Genomic DNA, 17,463 nt, shown 5'->3' on the forward strand with positions numbered 1-17,463 from the left:
ACCGCACCACCGCACCACCGCACCACCGCACCACCGCACGGACGGAGGGCCCCGGCGACGACGTCGCCGGGGCCCTCCCGCGTCCCGGGCCGTGCCCGCCGGGGGCTGCGCTCAGCCCTCGACGTGCGCGCAGAACCGGTCGAGCGCGTCGGCGAAGACCTCCGGCTGCTCGGAGTGCACCCAGTGCCCCGCCCCCTTGACCCGCAGCAGCCGGACGCGGGGGAAGAGCTCCTCCATCCGCGGCCGGTCGGCGTCCATGACGTAGGTCGAGGTGGCGCCCGACACCCACAGCACCGGGCCGTCGTAGCGCGCACCCGGCGGCGGGTCGGGGAAGCCGCGCAGCGCCTCGAGCCCCTCCTCGATGACGGGGAGGTTGAGCGCCCAGCGCCAGCCGGGCGCCCCGGGGGCGGGGGAGGGCACGCGCAGCAGGCTCTGGAGGAGGAAGCCGCGGACGGCGTCGGACGGGACGGCGGCGCGCAGCGCGTCGTGCGCGTCCTCCCGGCTCGTCAGCGCGGCGAGGTCGAGGCCCCGCATCGCCCGGACGAAGTCGCGGAAGGGCGTCGCCTCCTCGTCCGGGTCGTCGGTCCGGCCGCCGCTGGAGGGGTAGGTGACGGGGGCGACGTCGACGACGACGAGCGCCCGCAGGAGGTCCGGCCGGCGCAGCGCGAGCTGCATGGCGACCTTGCCGCCCATGGAGTGGCCCACGAGGACGACGGGGTCGTCCGGGGCGCCGAGGGCCTCGAGCTCGGCGCCCAGCGTCGCGGCCATGGCGACGTAGTCGACCTCCTCCGTCCACGGCGACGTCCCGTGGTCCGGCAGGTCGAGCGTCGTCACGCGCCGTGGGCGGGCGGCGAGCCGGCGCGCGACCGCGCTCCAGTTCTTGCCCTGCCCGAAGAGGCCGTGCACGAGCGCGACCCGCGGGCCCGCCCCGCCCGTCGTCCGCGCCGCCAGCCGCCGCCCGTCCACCTGCTCGCCCGTGCTCACCCGGCGAGCCCACCACAGGTGCGGAACCGCGGCGGGTCGGGCGGCGTCCGACCGCCGTGCGCACCACCCCCCGGACCCCCGCCGCCCTCGCCGTCGTCGCCGTGCTGGCCGCCCTCGGCGCCGGGTGCGGCGCCCCCGCCCCCGCCCCGGCGGCGCCGTCCGTGACGACGTCGGCGCCCTCGCCGACGACCGACGCCCCGGGGACGCAGGATGGTGACGTGGCGACCGACCAGCCCCCGACCGACCCGACGACCCCGCCGCCGACGACCCCGCCGCCGAGCCGCGGCGCCTCGCCGTCCCTGCCGCTCCTCCCGCGGCCCACCGCCCCGCCGACCGCGCCCACCGACGTGCCGCGGCCGACGCGGTACGAGGGCGCCGTCGTCGAGCCGTCGGCGCCCGGGTGCGTCGAGATGGAGGTCGGCGGGCAGCGGTTCACCCTCCTGCTGCCCGAGGGCACCGAGGTGGCCGTCGGCGACCGGCTCGTCGTGCGGGGCACCCCGCGGCCCACCGAGCGCGCGACCGGGTGCGCGGGCACGCAGGTCGCCGTCGACGAGGTCCGCACCGCCTGAGCGCCCACCGCCGGGCGCCGGCGGGCGCGGCGGGACGGGCCGTCGCGCGTCACTACCCTGGCGACCATGACCCACGTCCTCGCTGCGGTGGCCTGGCCCTACGCCAACGGTCCCCGCCACATCGGCCACGTCGCCGGGTTCGGCGTCCCCTCCGACGTCTTCGCGCGGCAGCAGCGGATGGCGGGGCACGACGTCCTCATGGTGTCCGGCACCGACGAGCACGGGACGCCGATCCTCGTGCAGGCCGAGCGCGAGGGCGTCACCCCGCAGGCGCTCGCCGACCGCTACAACCGGGTCATCGCCGAGGACCTCCAGGCCCTGGGCCTGTCCTACGACCTCTTCACCCGGACGACGACGCGCAACCACCACGCCGTCGTCCAGGAGATGTTCCGCACCGTCCACCGCAACGGCTACCTCGTCGAGACGACGACGATGGGCGCCGTCTCGCCGTCGACCGGCCGCACGCTGCCGGACCGCTACATCGAGGGCACCTGCCCGATCTGCGGGTACGACGGCGCCCGCGGCGACCAGTGCGACAACTGCGGCAACCAGCTCGACCCCGTCGAGCTGAAGAACCCCGTCAGCCGCATCAACGGCGAGACGCCGCGCTTCGTCGAGAGCCAGCACTTCATGCTCGACCTGCCCGCGCTGGCCGAGGCGGTGGGGGAGTGGCTCGGGACGAAGACGGGCTCGGCGTCCTGGCGGCCCAACGTCCTCGGCTTCAGCCGCAACCTCCTCGAGGAGATCCGGCCCCGCGCCATCACGCGCGACATCGACTGGGGCATCCCCGTCCCGCTGCCCGGGTGGCAGGAGAACCCGACGAAGCGGCTCTACGTGTGGTTCGACGCCGTCGTCGGCTACCTGTCGGCGAGCATCGAGTGGGCGCGCCGCAGCGGCGACCCCGAGGCGTGGCGACCCTTCTGGGGGCCCGAGGCGCGCGGCGCCTACTTCATGGGCAAGGACAACATCGTCTTCCACTCGCTCGTCTGGCCGGCCGAGCTGCTCGGCTACGCCGGCAAGGGCTCCCGCGGCGGGGAGCCCGGCGTCTACGGCGACCTCGCGCTGCCGTCGGAGGTGGTCGCCAGCGAGTTCCTCACGATGGAGGGCAAGCAGTTCTCCTCCAGCCGCGGCGTCGTCATCTACGTCCGCGACGTCCTCGCGCGGTACCAGCCGGACGCGCTGCGCTACTTCCTGTCCGCCGCCGGGCCGGAGAACGCCGACACCGACTTCACGTGGCGCGAGCTGCGCCGTCGGACCAACGACGAGCTCGTCGCGGGCTGGGGCAACCTCGTCAACCGCACCGCCAACCTCATCCACAAGAACGTCGGGGCGGTCCCGGAGGCGGGGGAGCTGACGCCGGAGGACCGCACGCTGCTCGCGGCGACGTCCGGCGCCTTCGACGTCGTCGGCGACCTCGTGGCCACGCACCGCCAGAAGCAGGGGCTCGCCGAGGCCATGCGGACGGTGGGCGAGGTCAACAAGTACCTCTCGGACCAGGCGCCGTGGGCGCTGCGGACGAGCGACCCCGAGCGGATGCGGACGGTCCTGCACGTCGCGGCGCAGGGCATCTCGGACTGCCGCACCCTGCTGGGGCCGTACCTGCCGCACAGCGCGCAGGCCGTCCACGAGGTCATGGGCGGCACCGGCGTCGTCTCGCCGATGCCCGAGCTCGTCGACGTCGAGGACCTCGACGGCGGCACGCCGTACCCCGTGCTGCGGACCCCCGCGGCGGACGGCGGCGCGGGCACGCCGGCGTGGGGCTCGGTCCCCGTCGTCCCGGGCACGCCCGTCGGCAAGCCCTCGCCCGTGTTCCGCAAGATCGAGGACGAGGACGTCGAGGCCGAGCTCGAGCGGCTGCGCGGCGAGGCCGCCGGTGGCTGAGGCCGGCGGCACGGGGCCCGGCGGCTGCGCCGCGGAGGACGCCGTCCCCGGGCCCGCCGGCGCCGCGACCGCCCCGCCCCGCGCCCGCTCGGGCACGGGGCCCGACGGCCGCCGTCGCGACCGCTCGTGGCCGCCCGCCCCCGAGCCGCTGCCCGTGCCCGTCGTCGACGACCACACCCACCTCGACATCGCCGACGGGCCCGGCGCGGACGCGGGGGCCGAGGGCCACCGCGGCGTCGAGGAGCTGCTCGCGCTGGCCGCCGCCGCCGGCGTGCCCCGCGCCGTCCAGATCGGCTGCGACCTCCCGGCCGCGCGCTGGACCGTCGAGGTCGTGCAGCGCCACCCGCAGCTGCTCGGCGGCGTCGCCCTCCACCCCAACGAGGCCCCGCTGCTCGCCGCCCGCGGCGAGCTCGACGCGGCGCTCGAGGAGATCGGGCGGCTCGCGCGCGCCGACCGCGTCCGCGTCGTCGGCGAGACCGGCATGGACACCTTCCGCACGGACGCCGGGGACGCCGCCGCGCTCGCCGCGCAGGAGGAGTCGTTCCGGGCGCACGTGCGGCTGGCGAACGACCTCGGGCTGCCCGTGCAGGTGCACGACCGGGACGCCCACGCCGACGTCCTGCGGGTGCTCGCGGAGGAGCGGGCCGAGCGGGTCGTCCTCCACTGCTTCTCCGGCGACGTCGACATGGCCCGCGAGTGCGTGCGGCGGGGCTACTGGCTCTCCTTCGCCGGGACCGTGACCTTCGGCAACGCGGGGGGCCTCCGCAGCGCGCTCGCCGTCGTGCCGCCGGAGCGGGTGCTCCTCGAGACGGACGCGCCCTTCCTCACGCCGGCGCCGTACCGCGGACGGCCCAACGCGAGCTACCTCCTGCCGCACACCGCCCGGGTCGTCGCCGAGGTGCTCGACGTCCCGCTGGAGCGCCTGTGCGAGACCGTCTCCGCCACCGCGGAGGAGCTCTACGGGCCCTGGTGACCGGCTCCCCGGGCCGCGGGCCGGGCGGGTGACGCCCCCGCGCGTCGGCTTGCGCGGCGGGCAGGGGTGTGACATCAGGTCTCGGATCGGTTACGGTCCCTCGGTCAGCCGGGGCTGGGGAAGGCTCCGGGCTGCACCTCCCGCGACGACGCGACCCTGCCGTACCCACCCCGTGGGGGTGGCACGCAGGGTCCGCTGCCGCGCGCCCGGGTGCGCCCTCCTCCTCGCGAGCGTCCGGACAGCGCGACGTCAGGACCTCATGACCTCCTCCGCCACCCCGCCCTCCTCGCCCGCCGAGCCGACGGACGCGGCGCTGCCGACCCGTCGCGGCCGCCGGGTCGCCGTCCGCACCGTCCAGGGCGCCGCGCTGGTCGCGCTGCTCGGCGGTGCCGCGGTCTACGCCGCCGGCTCGACCACGGTCGAGCTCGACGTCGACGGCGTCAGCCAGGAGGTGCGCCTCTTCGGCGGTGACGTCGAGGACGTCCTCGCCGAGGGCGGCGTCGAGCTGGGGCCGCGCGACGTCGTCGCCCCCGCCGTCGACGGCCGGGTCGAGGACGGCGGCACCGTCGTCGTCCGCCACGCCCGCGAGCTCGAGCTCACGGTCGACGGCCGCACGACGACGCACTGGACGACGGCGCTGACGCTCGACGAGGCGCTCGACGACCTCGGCGTCCGCTCCGAGGGCGCCGCCCTCACCGCGTCCCGCTCGATGGCGCTCGGCCGCGACGGCGGGTCCGTCTCGATGATCACGCCGAAGGGCGTCCGCGTCGTCGCCGACGGCGAGGCCACCGAGTACACGAGCACCGCCGCCACCGTCGGCGACCTCCTCGACGAGGCCGGCGTCGTCGTCGGCGGGACGGACACCGTCTCCGCCGACACCGCGGCGCCGCTCGAGAACGGCCTCACGGTCACGGTCGTCCGCGTCCTGACGACCGAGGTCGCCGAGGAGGGCGCCATCGCCTTCGAGACGGTGCGCCGCGAGACCGACGACCTCTTCGAGGGGCAGACCCGGGTCGACGCCGCCGGCGACGAGGGCACGCACCGCGTGACCTTCCGCCAGACGACGCACGACGGCCAGGTCGTCTCCAAGGCCGTCGTCTCCGACGTCGTCACCGAGGAGCCGGAGACGCGCGTCGTCCTCGTCGGCACCAAGGAGCGCCCCGCGCCGGAGCCCGAGCCGGAGCCCGCGCGCCAGTCCTCCTCGAGCTCCTCGTCGTCCTCGTCCTCGTCGTCCTCCTCCGGCTCGTCGTCCTCGGGCTCGTCCTCGTCCTCCTCGGACGACGACGAGGAGGAGAGCGAGCAGCGCCCGTCGACGCCGTCCTCCTCGACCCCGAGCGGCAGCGCCTGGGACCGCCTCGCGCAGTGCGAGTCCGGCGGCAACTGGTCCATCAACACCGGCAACGGCTACTACGGCGGCCTGCAGTTCAGCGCCCAGACGTGGCGCGCCTACGGCGGCTCGGGCCTCCCGCACGAGAACAGCCGCGAGCAGCAGATCGCCGTCGCGGAGAAGGTCCGCGCCGCGCGCGGCGGCTACGGCGACTGGCCGTCCTGCTCGCGCAAGCTGGGGCTGTGACCTCCGCCGTGCCGCACCGCACCGCCCTCCGGACCGGCGGGACGACCCGCTGAGCGGAGAGCTCGTCGACGGGCCCCGGGAGCGCACCGCGCTCCTGGGGCCCGTCGACGTCCGTGCCCTCGCCGGACGCCTCGGCGTGCGGCCCACGAAGACGCTCGGCCAGAACTTCGTCACCGACGCCGGGACGGTGCGCCGCATCGTCCGGCGTGCCGGCGTCGGCCCCGAGGACGTCGTCCTGGAGGTCGGCCCGGGGCTCGGGTCGCTCACGCTGGCGCTGCTCGAGGAGGCCGCCGGCGTCGTCGCCGTCGAGGTCGACCCGGTGCTGGCCGCCGAGCTGCCCCGCACCGTCGCCGCCCGGCGCGGCGCCGACGAGGCGGTCCCGCCGCGCCTCGCGGTGCTCGGCGCCGACGCCCTCCGCGTCGGCCCCGAGGACGTGCTCGGCGCCGGGGCGGGGACGCCGACGGCGCTCGTGGCCAACCTCCCCTACAACGTCGCCGTCCCCGTGCTGCTCGTGCTGCTGCAGCGCCTGCCGTCGCTGCGGTCGGCGCTCGTCATGGTCCAGGCGGAGGTGGCCGAGCGGCTGGCCGCCGAGCCGGGGAGCCGCGCCTACGGCGTCCCGTCCGTCAAGGCGGCCTGGTACGGCGACGTCGAGCGCGCCGGGGCTGTGGGGCGCACGGTCTTCTGGCCGGCCCCCAACGTCGACTCGGGGCTCGTGGCGCTGCGGCGTCGTGAGCCCCCGGCGAGCACCGCCGGTCGCGAGGCCGTCTTCGCCGTCGTCGACGCCGCCTTCGCGCAGCGGCGCAAGACGCTGCGCGCGGCGCTCGCCGGCTGGGCGGGCAGCGCCGCCCGGGCCGAGGAGGCCCTGCGGGCGGCCGGCGTCGACCCGGGGCTCCGGGGCGAGCGCCTCGACGTCGCCGGCTTCGTGGCCGTGGCCGACGCGGGCCACGACGTGCTGGGCCTCGCCGCGCCCGCCGGGCGCGACGTCCTGCCCGGCTGACGCCCGCACGGCGGCGGGTGCCACCTCGCGGCAGGGCCGTGCCGGGCGTCCGGGGCTCGCCTAGGGTCACGCGCGTGGGGGACGGTCTGCGCGTGCTGCCCGGTGGTGAGCCGGACGACGGCGGCGACCCCGCGGGCGCGGGCCCGGCCGAGGTCGTCGACGGCGACGACCGGCCCCGTCGCGTCCCGCCCGGCACGCCGGTCACGGCCCGCGCGCCCGGCAAGGTCAACCTCGCGCTGCGCGTCGGCGGGCTGCGGCCGGACCGCTCGCACGAGCTGGTCACGGTCTTCGAGGCCGTGGCGCTGCACGAGGACGTGCGCGCCGTGCCGTGCGCCCGCCTCGAGTGCGCCGTCGCCGGCGAGGGCGCGGAGGGGCTGCCGACCGACGAGCGCAACCTCGCCGTCCGCGCCGCGCTGCTGCTGGCCGAGCGCGCCGGCGTCCCGCCGCGGGTGCGGCTGGAGATCACCAAGCAGGTCCCGGTGGCGGGCGGCATGGCCGGCGGCAGCGCCGACGCCGCGGCGGCCCTCGTGGCGTGCGACGCGCTGTGGGGCACCGGTCTCGGTCGCGACGACCTCCTCGCGCTCGGGGCCGAGCTGGGCGCCGACGTGCCCTTCGCGCTCGTCGGCGGCACGGCGGTCGGGACGGGGCGCGGGGAGCGGGTCGTGCCGGCCCTCGCCCGCGGCACCCGCTCGTGGGTCCTCGCCCTCGCCGGGCAGGGGCTGTCCACGCCCGCGGTGTTCGGCGAGCTCGACCGGCAGCGCGCCGCGGCCGGGGACGGCGACCCCGCGGTGGGGGAGGAGGACGTCCGCGACCTCCTCGTGGCGCTCGCCGCCGGCGATCCCGCCGCCGTCGGCGCGGCGCTCGTCAACGACCTCGAGGCGCCGGCGCTGTCCCTCGCGCCCGCCCTCGCCCGGACGCTCGAGGTGGGCCGGGAGGCCGGCGCCCTGGCCGCGCTCGTGTCCGGCTCCGGGCCGACGACGGCCTTCCTCGTCGCCGACCGGGAGCAGGGGCTCGACGTCGCCGTCGCGCTCACCGCCTCCGGCGCCGCGGCCGACGTGCGGCGCGTGCACGGGCCCGCGCCCGGCGCGCGGCTCGTCGACGTCGCGCGCTGACCGGTCGCCGGGCGGGCCGCCCCGCGGCGGTACGGCGGGCCCCGGGGCGTGCGGGAGACTGGAGCCCGTGGCGCACCTCATCAACGCGGAGCAGGTCTCCGTCGTCCTCGGCGCCCGCGACGTGCTCGCGGGCGTCTCCCTCGGCCTCGACGACGGCGACCGCGTCGGCGTCGTCGGCCGCAACGGCGACGGGAAGTCGACGCTCCTGCGCGTCCTCACCGGGGAGCACACGCCGGACGGCGGCCGCGTGACCCGCACCCGCGGCGTGCGGGTCGGCGTCCTGCCGCAGGCGGACGACCCGGACGCCACCGGCACCGTCCGGCACCTCGTCGTCGGCGACGCCGAGGACCACGCGTGGGCGGGGGACGCCCGGGTCCGCGACGTCGTCTCCGGCCTCCTCGACGACATCCAGGTCAGCGTGCCCGGCGGCCTCGACGCGCCCCTGTCGACGCTGTCCGGCGGGCAGCGCCGCCGTGCCGCCCTCGCGGCGGTGCTCGTGGGCGACCACGACCTCGTCGTCCTCGACGAGCCGACCAACCACCTCGACGTCGAGGGCGTGGCCTGGCTCGCCGAGCACCTGCGACGCCGCTGGCCCGCGGGCCGCGGTGCGCTCCTCGTCGTCACGCACGACCGGTGGTTCCTCGACGCCGTCTGCGACGAGACGTGGGAGGTCACCGGCGGCGGGGTCGAGCGGTACGACGGCGGGTACGCCGCCTACGTCCTCGCCCGCGCCGAGCGGGCGCGGGTGGCCCAGGTGACGGCGGACCGGCAGGCCAACCTCCTCCGCAAGGAGCTCGCGTGGCTGCGGCGGGGCGCGCCCGCCCGGACGAGCAAGCCGAAGTTCCGCCTCGACGCCGCGGCCGCGCTCGTCGCGTCCGAGCCGCCGCCCCGCGAGACCGCCGACCTCACCTCCACGGCGAGCGCCCGGCTGGGCAAGGACGTCCTCGACCTCGAGGACGTCGTCCTGCGCGTGCCCTCGCCCGACGGCGGGGCGCCCCGGACGCTGCTCGACGGCGTGACGTGGCGGCTGGCGCCGGGGGAGCGGGTCGGGGTCGTCGGCGTCAACGGCGCGGGCAAGACCACCGTGCTGCGCCTGCTGACCGGCGAGCTGGAGCCCGACGCGGGCCGCGTGCGCCGGGGGAAGACGGTGCGCGTCGCCGTCCTGTCGCAGTCGCTGCACGAGCTGGCCGAGGTGGCCGACCTGCGGGCGCTCGAGGCGGTCGAGCGGGAGCGGCGCGAGATCCTCGTCGACGGCAAGCCGGTGAGCGCGAGCTCCCTCGTCGAGCGCCTCGGCTTCACCCGCGACCGCGCGTGGACGCCGGTCGGCGAGCTCTCCGGCGGCGAGCGGCGCCGGCTCCAGCTGCTGCGGCTGCTCGTGCACGAGCCGAACGTGCTGCTCCTCGACGAGCCGACGAACGACCTCGACACGGACGTCCTGGCCTCGGTCGAGGACGTCCTCGACGGCTTCCGCGGGACCCTCGTCGTCGTGTCGCACGACCGGTACTTGCTCGAGCGCACCACCGACCACCAGGTCGCCCTCCTCGGCGACGGCCACCTGCGCGACCTGCCCGGCGGCGTCGAGGAGTACCTGGCCCTGAGGGCCGGCGTCCACGCCGCCCCGGTCGGCGGGGTGCTGCCGGGCGTGGCGACGGCGGGCGACGCCGCGGCCGCGACGGCGGCCGCGGGCGGCCCCTCCGCCGCCGACGTCCGCGCCGCGCGCAAGGAGGTCTCCCGGCTCGAGCGCCGCCTGGAGAAGCTGCAGACGAGCGAGGCGGGCCTGCTGGCCCGGATGGCCGACGCGGCCGCCGACCACGCCGCCGTCACGGCCCTCGACGCCGAGCTCCGCGCCGTCGTCGCCGAGCGCGAGCAGGTCGAGGAGGCCTGGCTCGAGGCCGCCGAGACCGCCGGCTGACCCCCTCCACGCCCCCCTCCGCGACGAGGGGGCCGCGGGGGCAGGTGGGTCAGGAGGGGCGGCGACGGCGCCAGGGCGGCGGCTCGGCGTCGAGGAACCACTGCAGGCGGCGGGTGGCCCAGGGGAGGGCGAGGTACGTCATCACCGGGGTCATGAGCGTCGTCGTCACGACCACGCGGAGCCACAGCGGGACGTGGTCGGCGATCGCGGCGCCGAGCGTGAGGTTGACGAGCAGGGACAGGGGCAGGAAGACCGAGTAGATGACGAGGGCCTGGCGCCAGCGCGGGGGGCGGCGCGGGCGGTCCGCGAGGCCCTCGGCCCCGACGACGACGCCGTCCGCGGCGTCGAACCATCCCTCGATGCCGGTGCGGCGCTCGGTGCGCGTGGGCCGGACGGTGCCGGGGGCGCCGGCGAGCCACCAGAGCCGCTCAGGGGAGCCCTCCCACCGCGCGAGCGCGTCCTCGTCGGCGAAGCGGTAGAGCATGTGCCACTCGCGGGAGTCCACGGCGCCGCGGACCCACCCGGCGCCGAGGAAGCCCGGCGCGCTCTCGGCGAGGCGGGCCCCGGCGCTGACCCACGTCATCATCTCGAGGCGCTGGCCGGGGTCGGCGACGCGCGTCGTCGCGACGGTGACGGGCTCGGGCGTCGTCGCGGGCGGGACGACGTCGTCGGGGCGGTCGGCGTGCGGCACGCGCCCAGTGTCCGGCATGCGGGACGGTGCCGGGGACCGGGCGCCTGACCTGGGGCTCAGCCCTCGTCGAGGCCGCGGGAGATGCGGCGCAGGACGTCGGCCAGCGCCTGCTGCTGCGGCGCGTCGAGCCCCGCGAGCAGCTGCCGCTCCCGCACGAGGAGGTCGGCCATGGCGGCGTCGACTCTGGACGCGCCTGCGGGCGTCAACCGCACGAGGACGCCGCGGCGGTCGCCCGGGTCGGGGTGACGCTCGACGAGGCCGGCGGCGACGAGCCGGTCGACCCGGTTGGTCATCGTCCCGCTCGTCACGAGCGTCGAGGCGACGAGCCGCCCCGGCGTCAGCTGGTGCGGGTGGCCGGCCCGGCGCAGCGCGGACAGGACGTCGAAGGACCACGCCTCGAGGTCGTGCTCGGCGAAGGCCGCCCGGCGGGCGAGGTCGAGCTGGCGGGAGAGCCGGCTGACGCGCGAGAGCACCTGCAGCGGAGAGACGTCCAGGTCCGGCCGCTCGCGCCGCCAGGCCGCGACGATGCGGTCGACCTCGTCGGGCCCGCCGCCCCCCGCCTCGTCCGCCACGCCGTCGATGCTAGCCGCGGTGTCTCGACGTCGAGATTCTCGACGCCCTCCGCCTCCGCCTCCGCCCCGGTCCGCGGCGGCCCCCGCCACCCCGCCCCTCTCCCGACGTGCGACCTCGTCGGGCCGCGGGAGCGCTCACCCGGCCCGACGAGGTCGCACGTCGGGAGGGGGGACGTGGTCGACAGGGGGGACGTGGCGGGGGAGGGGACGCGGCGGAGAGGACGAGGGGCGGGCGGGCGCGGTGGGTCGAGTCGAGGGAAGGAGGGGCGGGGCGGACGCGGCGTGAGAGCGGACGATGCGGCGGACGGGGCCGCTCAGGCGCCGGGCACGACGTCGGCGACGAGGTGCGGCTCGCCGTCGCGCTCGCGCCGGACGGCGAGCAGCAGCGAGCCGTCCTCGCGGCGGTGCCAGCCGTGGACGGCGCGGCCGGGGACGAGGAGGGGCTTGCGGAAGCGGGCGTCGACGACGCCCGTCACCGGGGCGCGGCCCTGCAGGTCGCCGAGCGCGCGGGCCAGCGTCCACATGCCGTGGGCCAGCGGCCGGGGGAAGCCGAGCGCCCGCGCCGCGAGCGCCGAGGTGTGCAGCGGGTTGGGGTCGCCCGCCACCGCGGCGTACGCGCGGCCGGTGCCGGCGGGGACGTCCCACCGGACGACGCCGTCCGGCAGCGGCCCGCGGAGCGCCGCGTCGACCCCGCCGTCCGTCGTCGACGGCGCCCCGCCGTCCGTCGTCGACGGCGCCCCGCCGTCCGGCGCCTGGCGGCTCGTCGACGGCGGCCCGCCGCCCGCCCCCGGCTCGCGGCGCAGGTAGGTGCTCGTCCCGCGCCAGACGACCTCGCCCCCGGCCTCCGCGGTCGCCACGAGGTCCACCTGCCGACCCCGGCGGTGGGGGCGGAGGTCGCGGGCCGCGACGCGCAGCGCCAGCACCTCGCGCGGGTCGACGGGACGCAGCACCTCGAGCCGCTGCGCGAGGTGGACGAGGCCCACGGGCGCGAGCGGGAAGCCCGGCCCGAGCAGCAGCCGCGCCTGGGCGCCCCACGTGAGGACGTGGAGGTAGCAGGCGGGCAGCGCGGCGCCCGGGCGCACGTGGCACACCCGCCCCCAGGCGTCGAGGTGCGCGGGGTCCACGCGGACGTCCGGCACGAGCACCGGGCCCGCCGGCAGCGCCCGACCGCGGCCCCGCCGCAGGACGGCGGCCGCGAGCGTCCGGCGCGTCGGCGCGAGGGGCAGCGGCCCCGGCCCGGCACCGGGGACGGGCCCGCTCATGCGCCGAGGAGGTTCTGCCCGCACACGCGGAGCACCTGGCCGTTGACCGCCGCGGACGCGGGCTCCGCGAACCAGGCCACCACCTCGGCGACGTCGACGGGCAGGCCGCCCTGCCCCAGCGACGACAGCCGCCGGCCGAGCTGCCGGTTGAGCGCGGGGACGGCGGCCGTCATCCGGGTCTCGACGAAGCCGGGCGCCACCGCGTTGACCGTGGCGCCGACCTCGGCCGCCCGCGGCGCGAGGGCGTCGACGAGGCCGATGACGCCGGCCTTCGAGGCGGCGTAGCTCGTCTGCCCGTCGTTGCCGGCGATCCCGGCCAGGGACGAGACCCCGACCACGCGGCCGCCGCGGTGCAGGCGCCCGGTGGCGAGCAGGTGCTCGGTCAGCCGCAGCGGCGCGGCCACGTTGACCTCGAGGACGGACGCGAAGGCGTCCGGCCGCATGTTGCGCAGGCGGCGGTCGCGCGTGATGCCGGCGTTGTGGACGACGACGTCGAGGCCGCCGACGGCGTCGGCCCGCTCCCCGAGCCGGTCGGGCGCCAGGTCCGACGTCACGTCGAGGACGAAGGGCTCGCCGCCGACCTCGCGCGCCGTCGCCGCGAGGACGTCGGCCGCGGCCGGCACGTCGGCGAGGACGACGCGGGCGCCGCGGGCCGCGAGCAGCTGCGCCGTCGCCGCGCCGATCCCGCGCGCCGCGCCGGTGACGAGCGCCGTGCGGCCCTCGAGCGGGCGGGAGCCGCGGGCGAGGTCGTCGTCCGGGAGGTCGCCGACCGGGTCGGCGAGCCGGACGACCTGCCCGCTGACGAAGGCCGAGCGCCCGGACAGGAGGAAGCGCAGCGCGCCGCCGAGGCCCGCCGCGCCGCCGCCGGACAGCAGCACGAGCTGAACCGTGCGTCCGCCGCCGACCTCCTTGCCGAGCGAGCGGGTGAAGCCCTCGAGGGCCCGCTGCGCCACCCGCGTCGCGGCGTCCGCGCCGTCGGGGAGCCGGTCGGGGTCGAGCCCGAGGACGACGACGTGGGCGCCGCGCGCCAGGCGGCGGAGCCGGGGGGCGAGGGCGCCGACGAGGCCGACGAGGTCGGCGGGGGAGCGGGCCGCCGTCGCGTCGACGACGACGCCGCCGAGGCGCTCGGTGCCGTCGTCGTCCCCGGGGAGCAGGACCCGGGCGCCGGCGGCGGCCACCGCGGCGGCGGCCGCCGCACCGGCGTCACGGGGTGCCGCGTCCCCGCCGCCCACCGGGACGAGACCCGTGACGAGCACCGGGCCGGGCGCGAGCGGGGCGCCCGGCGCGTCGCGCCGCAGCGGCGCCGGGTCCGGCAGGCCGAGCCCGGGGACGACCTTGCGCCCCAGGGCGGACCGCGCGAAGTCGGCGTAGCGGTCGGCGGGGGCGTCGTCGTCGCCGGACGGCCCGGAGGACGCGGCCGCGCCGGTCCGGCCGGGGAGGACGCCGCGCAGGGCGCCGGTCAGGGGTCCGCTGCCTCGCTGCATGCCACGACGCTACCCCTGTCCGGGCTGGGAAGTTACCCGTGAGTAACACCGCGGCCGCGGTCGTGGCACAGTGACGCCATGGCAGCCCCTTCGCGCCCGGCGGCCTTCGGCCGCGTCGCCGCGCCGCGCCCCGTCGCCGTCGTCGCCGGCACCCGGATCCCCTTCTCGAAGGCGGGCCGCGCCTACGCCGCCGCGTCCGCCGAGGAGATGCTCACCGCCTCCCTCGACGGCCTCGCACGCCGGGCCGGGCTCGTCGGCGAGCGCCTCGACGCCGTCGTCGCGGGCGCCGTCGTCCGCCACAGCCGCGACCTCGTGCTGACGCGCGAGGCCGTGCTCGGCTCGGTGCTCGACCCGACCACCCCGGCGTGGGACGTCGGCCAGGCCTGCGGGACCGGTCTGCAGGCCGCGGTCACGGTGGCGGACGGGATCGCCCTGGGGCGCTACGAGGTGGGCGTCGCCGGCGGCAGCGACACGGTGTCGGACGCGCCCGTCGTCGTCTCCGAGCCGCTGCGCCGGGCGCTCCTGCGGGCGCGCGGGGCGCGGTCGGCGGCGGCGCGGCTGCAGGCCTTCGCGGGCGTGCGGCCCCGCGACCTGCTCCCCGTGGCGCCGCGCACCACCGAGGCCCGCACCGGGCTGTCGATGGGCGAGCACCAGGCCCGGACCACGCTGGAGTGGGGCATCACCCGCGAGGCGCAGGACGAGCTGGCGCTCGCGAGCCACCACCGGCTCGAGGCGGCGTACGCGAGCGGCTTCCTCGACGACCTCGTCGTGCCGCACCGCGGCCTCGAGCGCGACGACGTCCTGCGGCCCGGGCTCACGGCCGAGCAGCTGGCCCGCCTGCGCCCGGTCTTCGGGCGCGGGGAGACGGCGACGACGACGGCCGGCAACGCCACGCCGCTCACGGACGGCGCGGCCGTCGTCCTGCTCGCCTCCGACGCGTGGGCCGCGGACCGGGGCCTGGAGCCGCTGGCGCACCTCGTCGACACCGAGACGACGGCGGTCGACCACGTCTCGGGCGCCGAGGGGCTGCTCATGGCCCCCGTCGGCGCGGTGGCCCGCCTCCTCGACCGCCACGGCCTCGGGCTCGACGACCTCGACGTCCTCGAGGTGCACGAGGCCTTCGCGGGCCAGGTGCTGACGACGCTGGCGGCCCTCGCGGACCCGGCGTACTGCCGCGTGCGGCTCGGCCGCGCCGAGCCCTTCGGCGAGGTCGACCGGGCGCGCCTCAACCCCCACGGCGGCTCGCTGGCCGCCGGGCACCCCTTCGCCGCGACCGGCGCCCGGGTCCTGGCCTCGGCGGCCAAGGCCCTCGCCGTGCGCGGCGGCGGGCGTGCGCTCGTGTCGGTCTGCGCCGCGGGCGGTCAGGGGGTCGTGGCGCTCCTCGAGCGCTGAGGCCGCACGCCGCCGGCGGGCCGGACGAGCGGGACCTCGCCCGTGACCTCGCGCGGCGTCGCCTCGAGGTGGGACAGGCCGTTCCACGAGAGGTTGACGAGGTGCGCGGCCACGACGGCCTTCGGCGGCTCGCGCGTGTCGAGCCACCACTGGCCGGTCAGCGCCACCATGCCGACGAGCATCTGCGCGTACATGGGCGCGGCGTCGGCCGGCAGCCCCTGCTTGGCCATCTCGCGCACCATGAGGTGCTCGACCTGGCGGGCGATGTCGGAGATGAGGGTGGCGAAGGTGCCGCCCGTCGACGCGACGGGGGCGTCCCGCACGAGGATCCGGAAGCCCTCGGCGTTCTCCTCGACGTAGTCGAGCAGGCTCAGCGCCGCCCGCTCGAGCACCGCCCGCGGGTGGAGGCCCGAGACGTCGAGGGCGTCGGTCATCGTGCCCAGGAGGACCGCCGTCTCCCGCTCGACGACCGTGCGGTACAGGCCCTCCTTGCCGCCGAAGTGCTCGTAGACGACGGGCTTGGAGACGCCGGCGCGGGCCGCCACCTCCTCGACGCTGGCGCCGTCGACGCCGCGCTCGGCGAAGAGCGTGCGGCCGACGTCGAGCAGCTGCTCCCGCCGCTCCGCGCCCGTCATGCGGGCGCGGCGGGGGAGCGGGGCGCCGACGGTCACGGCCCCATCCTCGCGCGCGGGGCGGCGGGCCGGGCGGGCCGCGGCGCCCCGGGGGACGGCCGCGGCCCGCGTCCCGGCGCTCAGGCCTGCTCGCCCGTGCGGGCGGCGCGGCGCGCGGCCGCCTCCTCGCGCCGGGTGACGAAGCGGGTGGCCGTCTCGTCCAGCTTCCCCATGAACTCCGCCAGCTCGAGCCGCGCCTTCTCGCCGCGCGGGCCGAGGTCGGTGCGCTCGAACACCTTCCAGAAGCGCAGGACCGGCATGAGGACGTCGTCGTGGTGGAGCTTGAGGTCGTAGATGCCGGCCTTGGCGATCATCATCGACGACCGGGCGAAGCCGGTCATGCCGGCGCCCGGCATCGCGAAGGTCATGACCTCGTCGCGGATGGCCTCCATCGTCTCGTCGGGCGCGCGCTCGAAGGCCGCGGCCATGAGGTTCCGGTAGAAGACCATGTGGAGGTTCTCGTCCTTGGCCACGCGGGCGAGCAGCTGCTCGGCGACGGGGCAGCCGGTGGCACGGCCGGTGTTCCGGTGGCTCACGCGGGTGGCGAGCTCCTGGAACGACACGTAGGCGATGGTCTGGAGCATGCCCTTGTCGCCGTTGTCGTAGCCGGCCGTCATGTGCTCCATGCGGAGCTTCTCGAGCTCGACGGGGTCGGAGCCGCGGGTGACCACGAGGTAGTCGCGCAGGGCGATGCCGTGGCGGCCCTCCTCGGCGGTCCAGAGGCCGACCCACTGCCCCCACGCGCCGTCGCGGCCGAAGCTCGTCGCGATCTCGCGGTGGTAGCTGGGGAGGTTGTCCTCGGTGAGGAGGTTGACGACCATCGACGTCCGCGCGACCGGGTCGAGGCGCGAGTCGCCGGGCTCCCAGTCCGTCCCGCCGAGGTAGGCGAAGTTCTGCCCCTCGCTCCACGGCACGTAGTCGTGGGGGTTCCAGGCCGTCGTCACCTTGAGGTGGCGCTCGAGGTTCTCGGCGACGACCGGCTCGAGGTCGCGCAGGAGGCGGGACTGGAGCTCCGCCTCGGCGTCCGGGCTGTGCGTGGTGGTGGTCACCTACGGAACCGTAACCTACGCATCCGTAGCCTCGCCCGTCCGAGCGACCGCGACGCCTGGGAGCTCCCTGGCAAGGGCCTGGCCGTGCGGCCCGCCCCGGCCGTCCCGTGGGGGCCCGGGACCAGCCCGGTAGCGTCGGCGGCGCGGGCGGTCCCCCGTGGTCCAACGGCAGGACGCCGCTCTTTGGAAGCGTGAGATCGAGGTTCGAGTCCTCGCGGGGGAGCCACCCGGGCAGCGGACCGCGCCGTCCGCGGGCGGTAGGGTCGCCGCGGTCCGACGCCGCGACCACGGCCCCGAGGGCCGGTGAGTCCCCGACCCCCGCGCAAGGAGCCCGCTCGCGT

15 protein-coding genes and 1 tRNA gene are annotated in these 17,463 nt (G+C 77.9%); 9 read left to right on the forward strand and 7 right to left on the reverse strand.

The features are described from left to right. Nucleotides 1-111: 111 nt before the first annotated feature. Nucleotides 112-984, reverse strand: a complete 873-nt coding sequence (locus tag EDC03_RS11265; protein WP_123380323.1) for an alpha/beta fold hydrolase — start codon at nt 982-984, stop codon at nt 112-114. 56 nt (nt 985-1,040) lie between these two features. On the opposite strand from EDC03_RS11265, the gene EDC03_RS11275 reads away from it, so the two are divergent. From EDC03_RS11275 to EDC03_RS11305, 7 genes are all read left to right on the forward strand, one after another. After that, nucleotides 1,041-1,553, forward strand: coding sequence for a hypothetical protein (locus tag EDC03_RS11275; protein WP_158674277.1), 513 nt, complete (start codon nt 1,041-1,043; stop codon nt 1,551-1,553). Between the two features lie 66 nt (nt 1,554-1,619). Then, entirely contained in the window at nt 1,620-3,434 is a 1,815-nt protein-coding gene (gene metG, locus EDC03_RS11280) for a methionine--tRNA ligase (RefSeq protein WP_123380326.1), read from the forward strand. Beyond that, nucleotides 3,427-4,407: a TatD family hydrolase gene (locus EDC03_RS11285; RefSeq protein WP_123380327.1), complete on the forward strand. Its 981-nt coding sequence runs from the start codon at nt 3,427-3,429 to the stop codon at nt 4,405-4,407. Before metG ends, EDC03_RS11285 begins: the two co-directional genes overlap by 8 nt. A gap of 259 nt (nt 4,408-4,666) precedes the next feature. After that, nucleotides 4,667-5,980: a resuscitation-promoting factor gene (locus tag EDC03_RS18425; RefSeq protein ID WP_123380328.1), complete on the forward strand. Its 1,314-nt coding sequence runs from the start codon at nt 4,667-4,669 to the stop codon at nt 5,978-5,980. A 49-nt stretch (nt 5,981-6,029) separates the two neighbouring features. Then, the gene (gene rsmA / locus EDC03_RS11295) at nt 6,030-6,977 is read left to right on the forward strand and encodes a 16S rRNA (adenine(1518)-N(6)/adenine(1519)-N(6))-dimethyltransferase RsmA (protein ID WP_123380329.1); all 948 of its coding nucleotides are present in this window, start codon (nt 6,030-6,032) and stop codon (nt 6,975-6,977) included. A gap of 74 nt (nt 6,978-7,051) precedes the next feature. Beyond that, nucleotides 7,052-8,089 carry a 4-(cytidine 5'-diphospho)-2-C-methyl-D-erythritol kinase gene (locus tag EDC03_RS11300; RefSeq protein ID WP_241967152.1) on the forward strand — a complete coding sequence of 346 codons (1,038 nt, stop codon included), beginning with the start codon at nt 7,052-7,054 and terminating at the stop codon, nt 8,087-8,089. 67 nt (nt 8,090-8,156) lie between these two features. Beyond that, on the forward strand, nt 8,157-10,001 hold the full coding sequence (locus EDC03_RS11305; RefSeq protein ID WP_123380330.1) for an ABC-F family ATP-binding cassette domain-containing protein: 1,845 nt from the start codon (nt 8,157-8,159) through the stop codon (nt 9,999-10,001). Between the two features lie 49 nt (nt 10,002-10,050). Here EDC03_RS11305 and EDC03_RS11310 read toward each other — a convergent pair whose 3' ends face one another. The 4 genes from EDC03_RS11310 to EDC03_RS11325 form a co-directional block, all read right to left on the reverse strand. Beyond that, nucleotides 10,051-10,710: an antibiotic biosynthesis monooxygenase gene (locus EDC03_RS11310; RefSeq protein WP_123380331.1), complete on the reverse strand. Its 660-nt coding sequence runs from the start codon at nt 10,708-10,710 to the stop codon at nt 10,051-10,053. 38 nt (nt 10,711-10,748) lie between these two features. Then, on the reverse strand, nt 10,749-11,264 hold the full coding sequence (locus tag EDC03_RS11315) for a MarR family winged helix-turn-helix transcriptional regulator (protein WP_123380332.1): 516 nt from the start codon (nt 11,262-11,264) through the stop codon (nt 10,749-10,751). A gap of 314 nt (nt 11,265-11,578) precedes the next feature. After that, nucleotides 11,579-12,526 (reverse strand): MaoC/PaaZ C-terminal domain-containing protein, encoded by a 948-nt coding sequence (locus EDC03_RS11320; protein WP_123380333.1) that lies wholly within the window; start codon nt 12,524-12,526, stop codon nt 11,579-11,581. Then, nucleotides 12,523-14,010, reverse strand: coding sequence for a 3-oxoacyl-ACP reductase (locus EDC03_RS11325; protein WP_123380334.1), 1,488 nt, complete (start codon nt 14,008-14,010; stop codon nt 12,523-12,525). The genes EDC03_RS11320 and EDC03_RS11325 overlap by 4 nt, the downstream gene beginning before the upstream one ends. A 78-nt stretch (nt 14,011-14,088) precedes the next feature. Between EDC03_RS11325 and EDC03_RS11330 the strand changes: the two genes are divergently transcribed. Continuing rightward, nucleotides 14,089-15,402 carry an acetyl-CoA C-acetyltransferase gene (locus EDC03_RS11330; protein WP_123380335.1) on the forward strand — a complete coding sequence of 438 codons (1,314 nt, stop codon included), beginning with the start codon at nt 14,089-14,091 and terminating at the stop codon, nt 15,400-15,402. On the opposite strand, the gene EDC03_RS11335 is transcribed toward EDC03_RS11330, so the two are convergent. Beyond that, nucleotides 15,372-16,037 carry a TetR family transcriptional regulator gene (locus EDC03_RS11335; RefSeq protein ID WP_123380416.1) on the reverse strand — a complete coding sequence of 222 codons (666 nt, stop codon included), beginning with the start codon at nt 16,035-16,037 and terminating at the stop codon, nt 15,372-15,374. The two genes, EDC03_RS11330 and EDC03_RS11335, sit on opposite strands and share 31 nt — an antisense overlap. Before the next feature lie 116 nt (nt 16,038-16,153). Next, nucleotides 16,154-17,122 (reverse strand): acyl-ACP desaturase, encoded by a 969-nt coding sequence (locus tag EDC03_RS11340; RefSeq protein WP_123380336.1) that lies wholly within the window; start codon nt 17,120-17,122, stop codon nt 16,154-16,156. Between the two features lie 151 nt (nt 17,123-17,273). On the opposite strand from EDC03_RS11340, the gene EDC03_RS11345 reads away from it, so the two are divergent. Beyond that, nucleotides 17,274-17,348: transfer RNA gene (locus EDC03_RS11345), tRNA-Gln, on the forward strand. Nucleotides 17,349-17,463: the final 115 nt, after the last annotated feature.

It is taken from the genome of Pseudokineococcus lusitanus, from assembly GCF_003751265.1.
Classification (GTDB): Bacteria; Actinomycetota; Actinomycetes; order Actinomycetales; family Quadrisphaeraceae; genus Pseudokineococcus; species Pseudokineococcus lusitanus.

Bases quoted from the DNA above. Each gene is read 5' to 3' on its own strand.
- metG (WP_123380326.1), top strand. From the start codon at position 1,620: ATGACCCACGTCCTCGCTGCGGTGGCCTGGCCCTACGCCAACGGTCCC.
- EDC03_RS18425 (WP_123380328.1), top strand. From the start codon at position 4,667: ATGACCTCCTCCGCCACCCCGCCCTCCTCGCCCGCCGAGCCGACGGAC.
- EDC03_RS11310 (WP_123380331.1), bottom strand. From the start codon at position 10,710: ATGCCGGACACTGGGCGCGTGCCGCACGCCGACCGCCCCGACGACGTC.
- EDC03_RS11320 (WP_123380333.1), bottom strand. From the start codon at position 12,526: ATGAGCGGGCCCGTCCCCGGTGCCGGGCCGGGGCCGCTGCCCCTCGCG.
- EDC03_RS11325 (WP_123380334.1), bottom strand. From the start codon at position 14,010: ATGCAGCGAGGCAGCGGACCCCTGACCGGCGCCCTGCGCGGCGTCCTC.
- EDC03_RS11330 (WP_123380335.1), top strand. From the start codon at position 14,089: ATGGCAGCCCCTTCGCGCCCGGCGGCCTTCGGCCGCGTCGCCGCGCCG.
- EDC03_RS11335 (WP_123380416.1), bottom strand. From the start codon at position 16,037: ATGACGGGCGCGGAGCGGCGGGAGCAGCTGCTCGACGTCGGCCGCACG.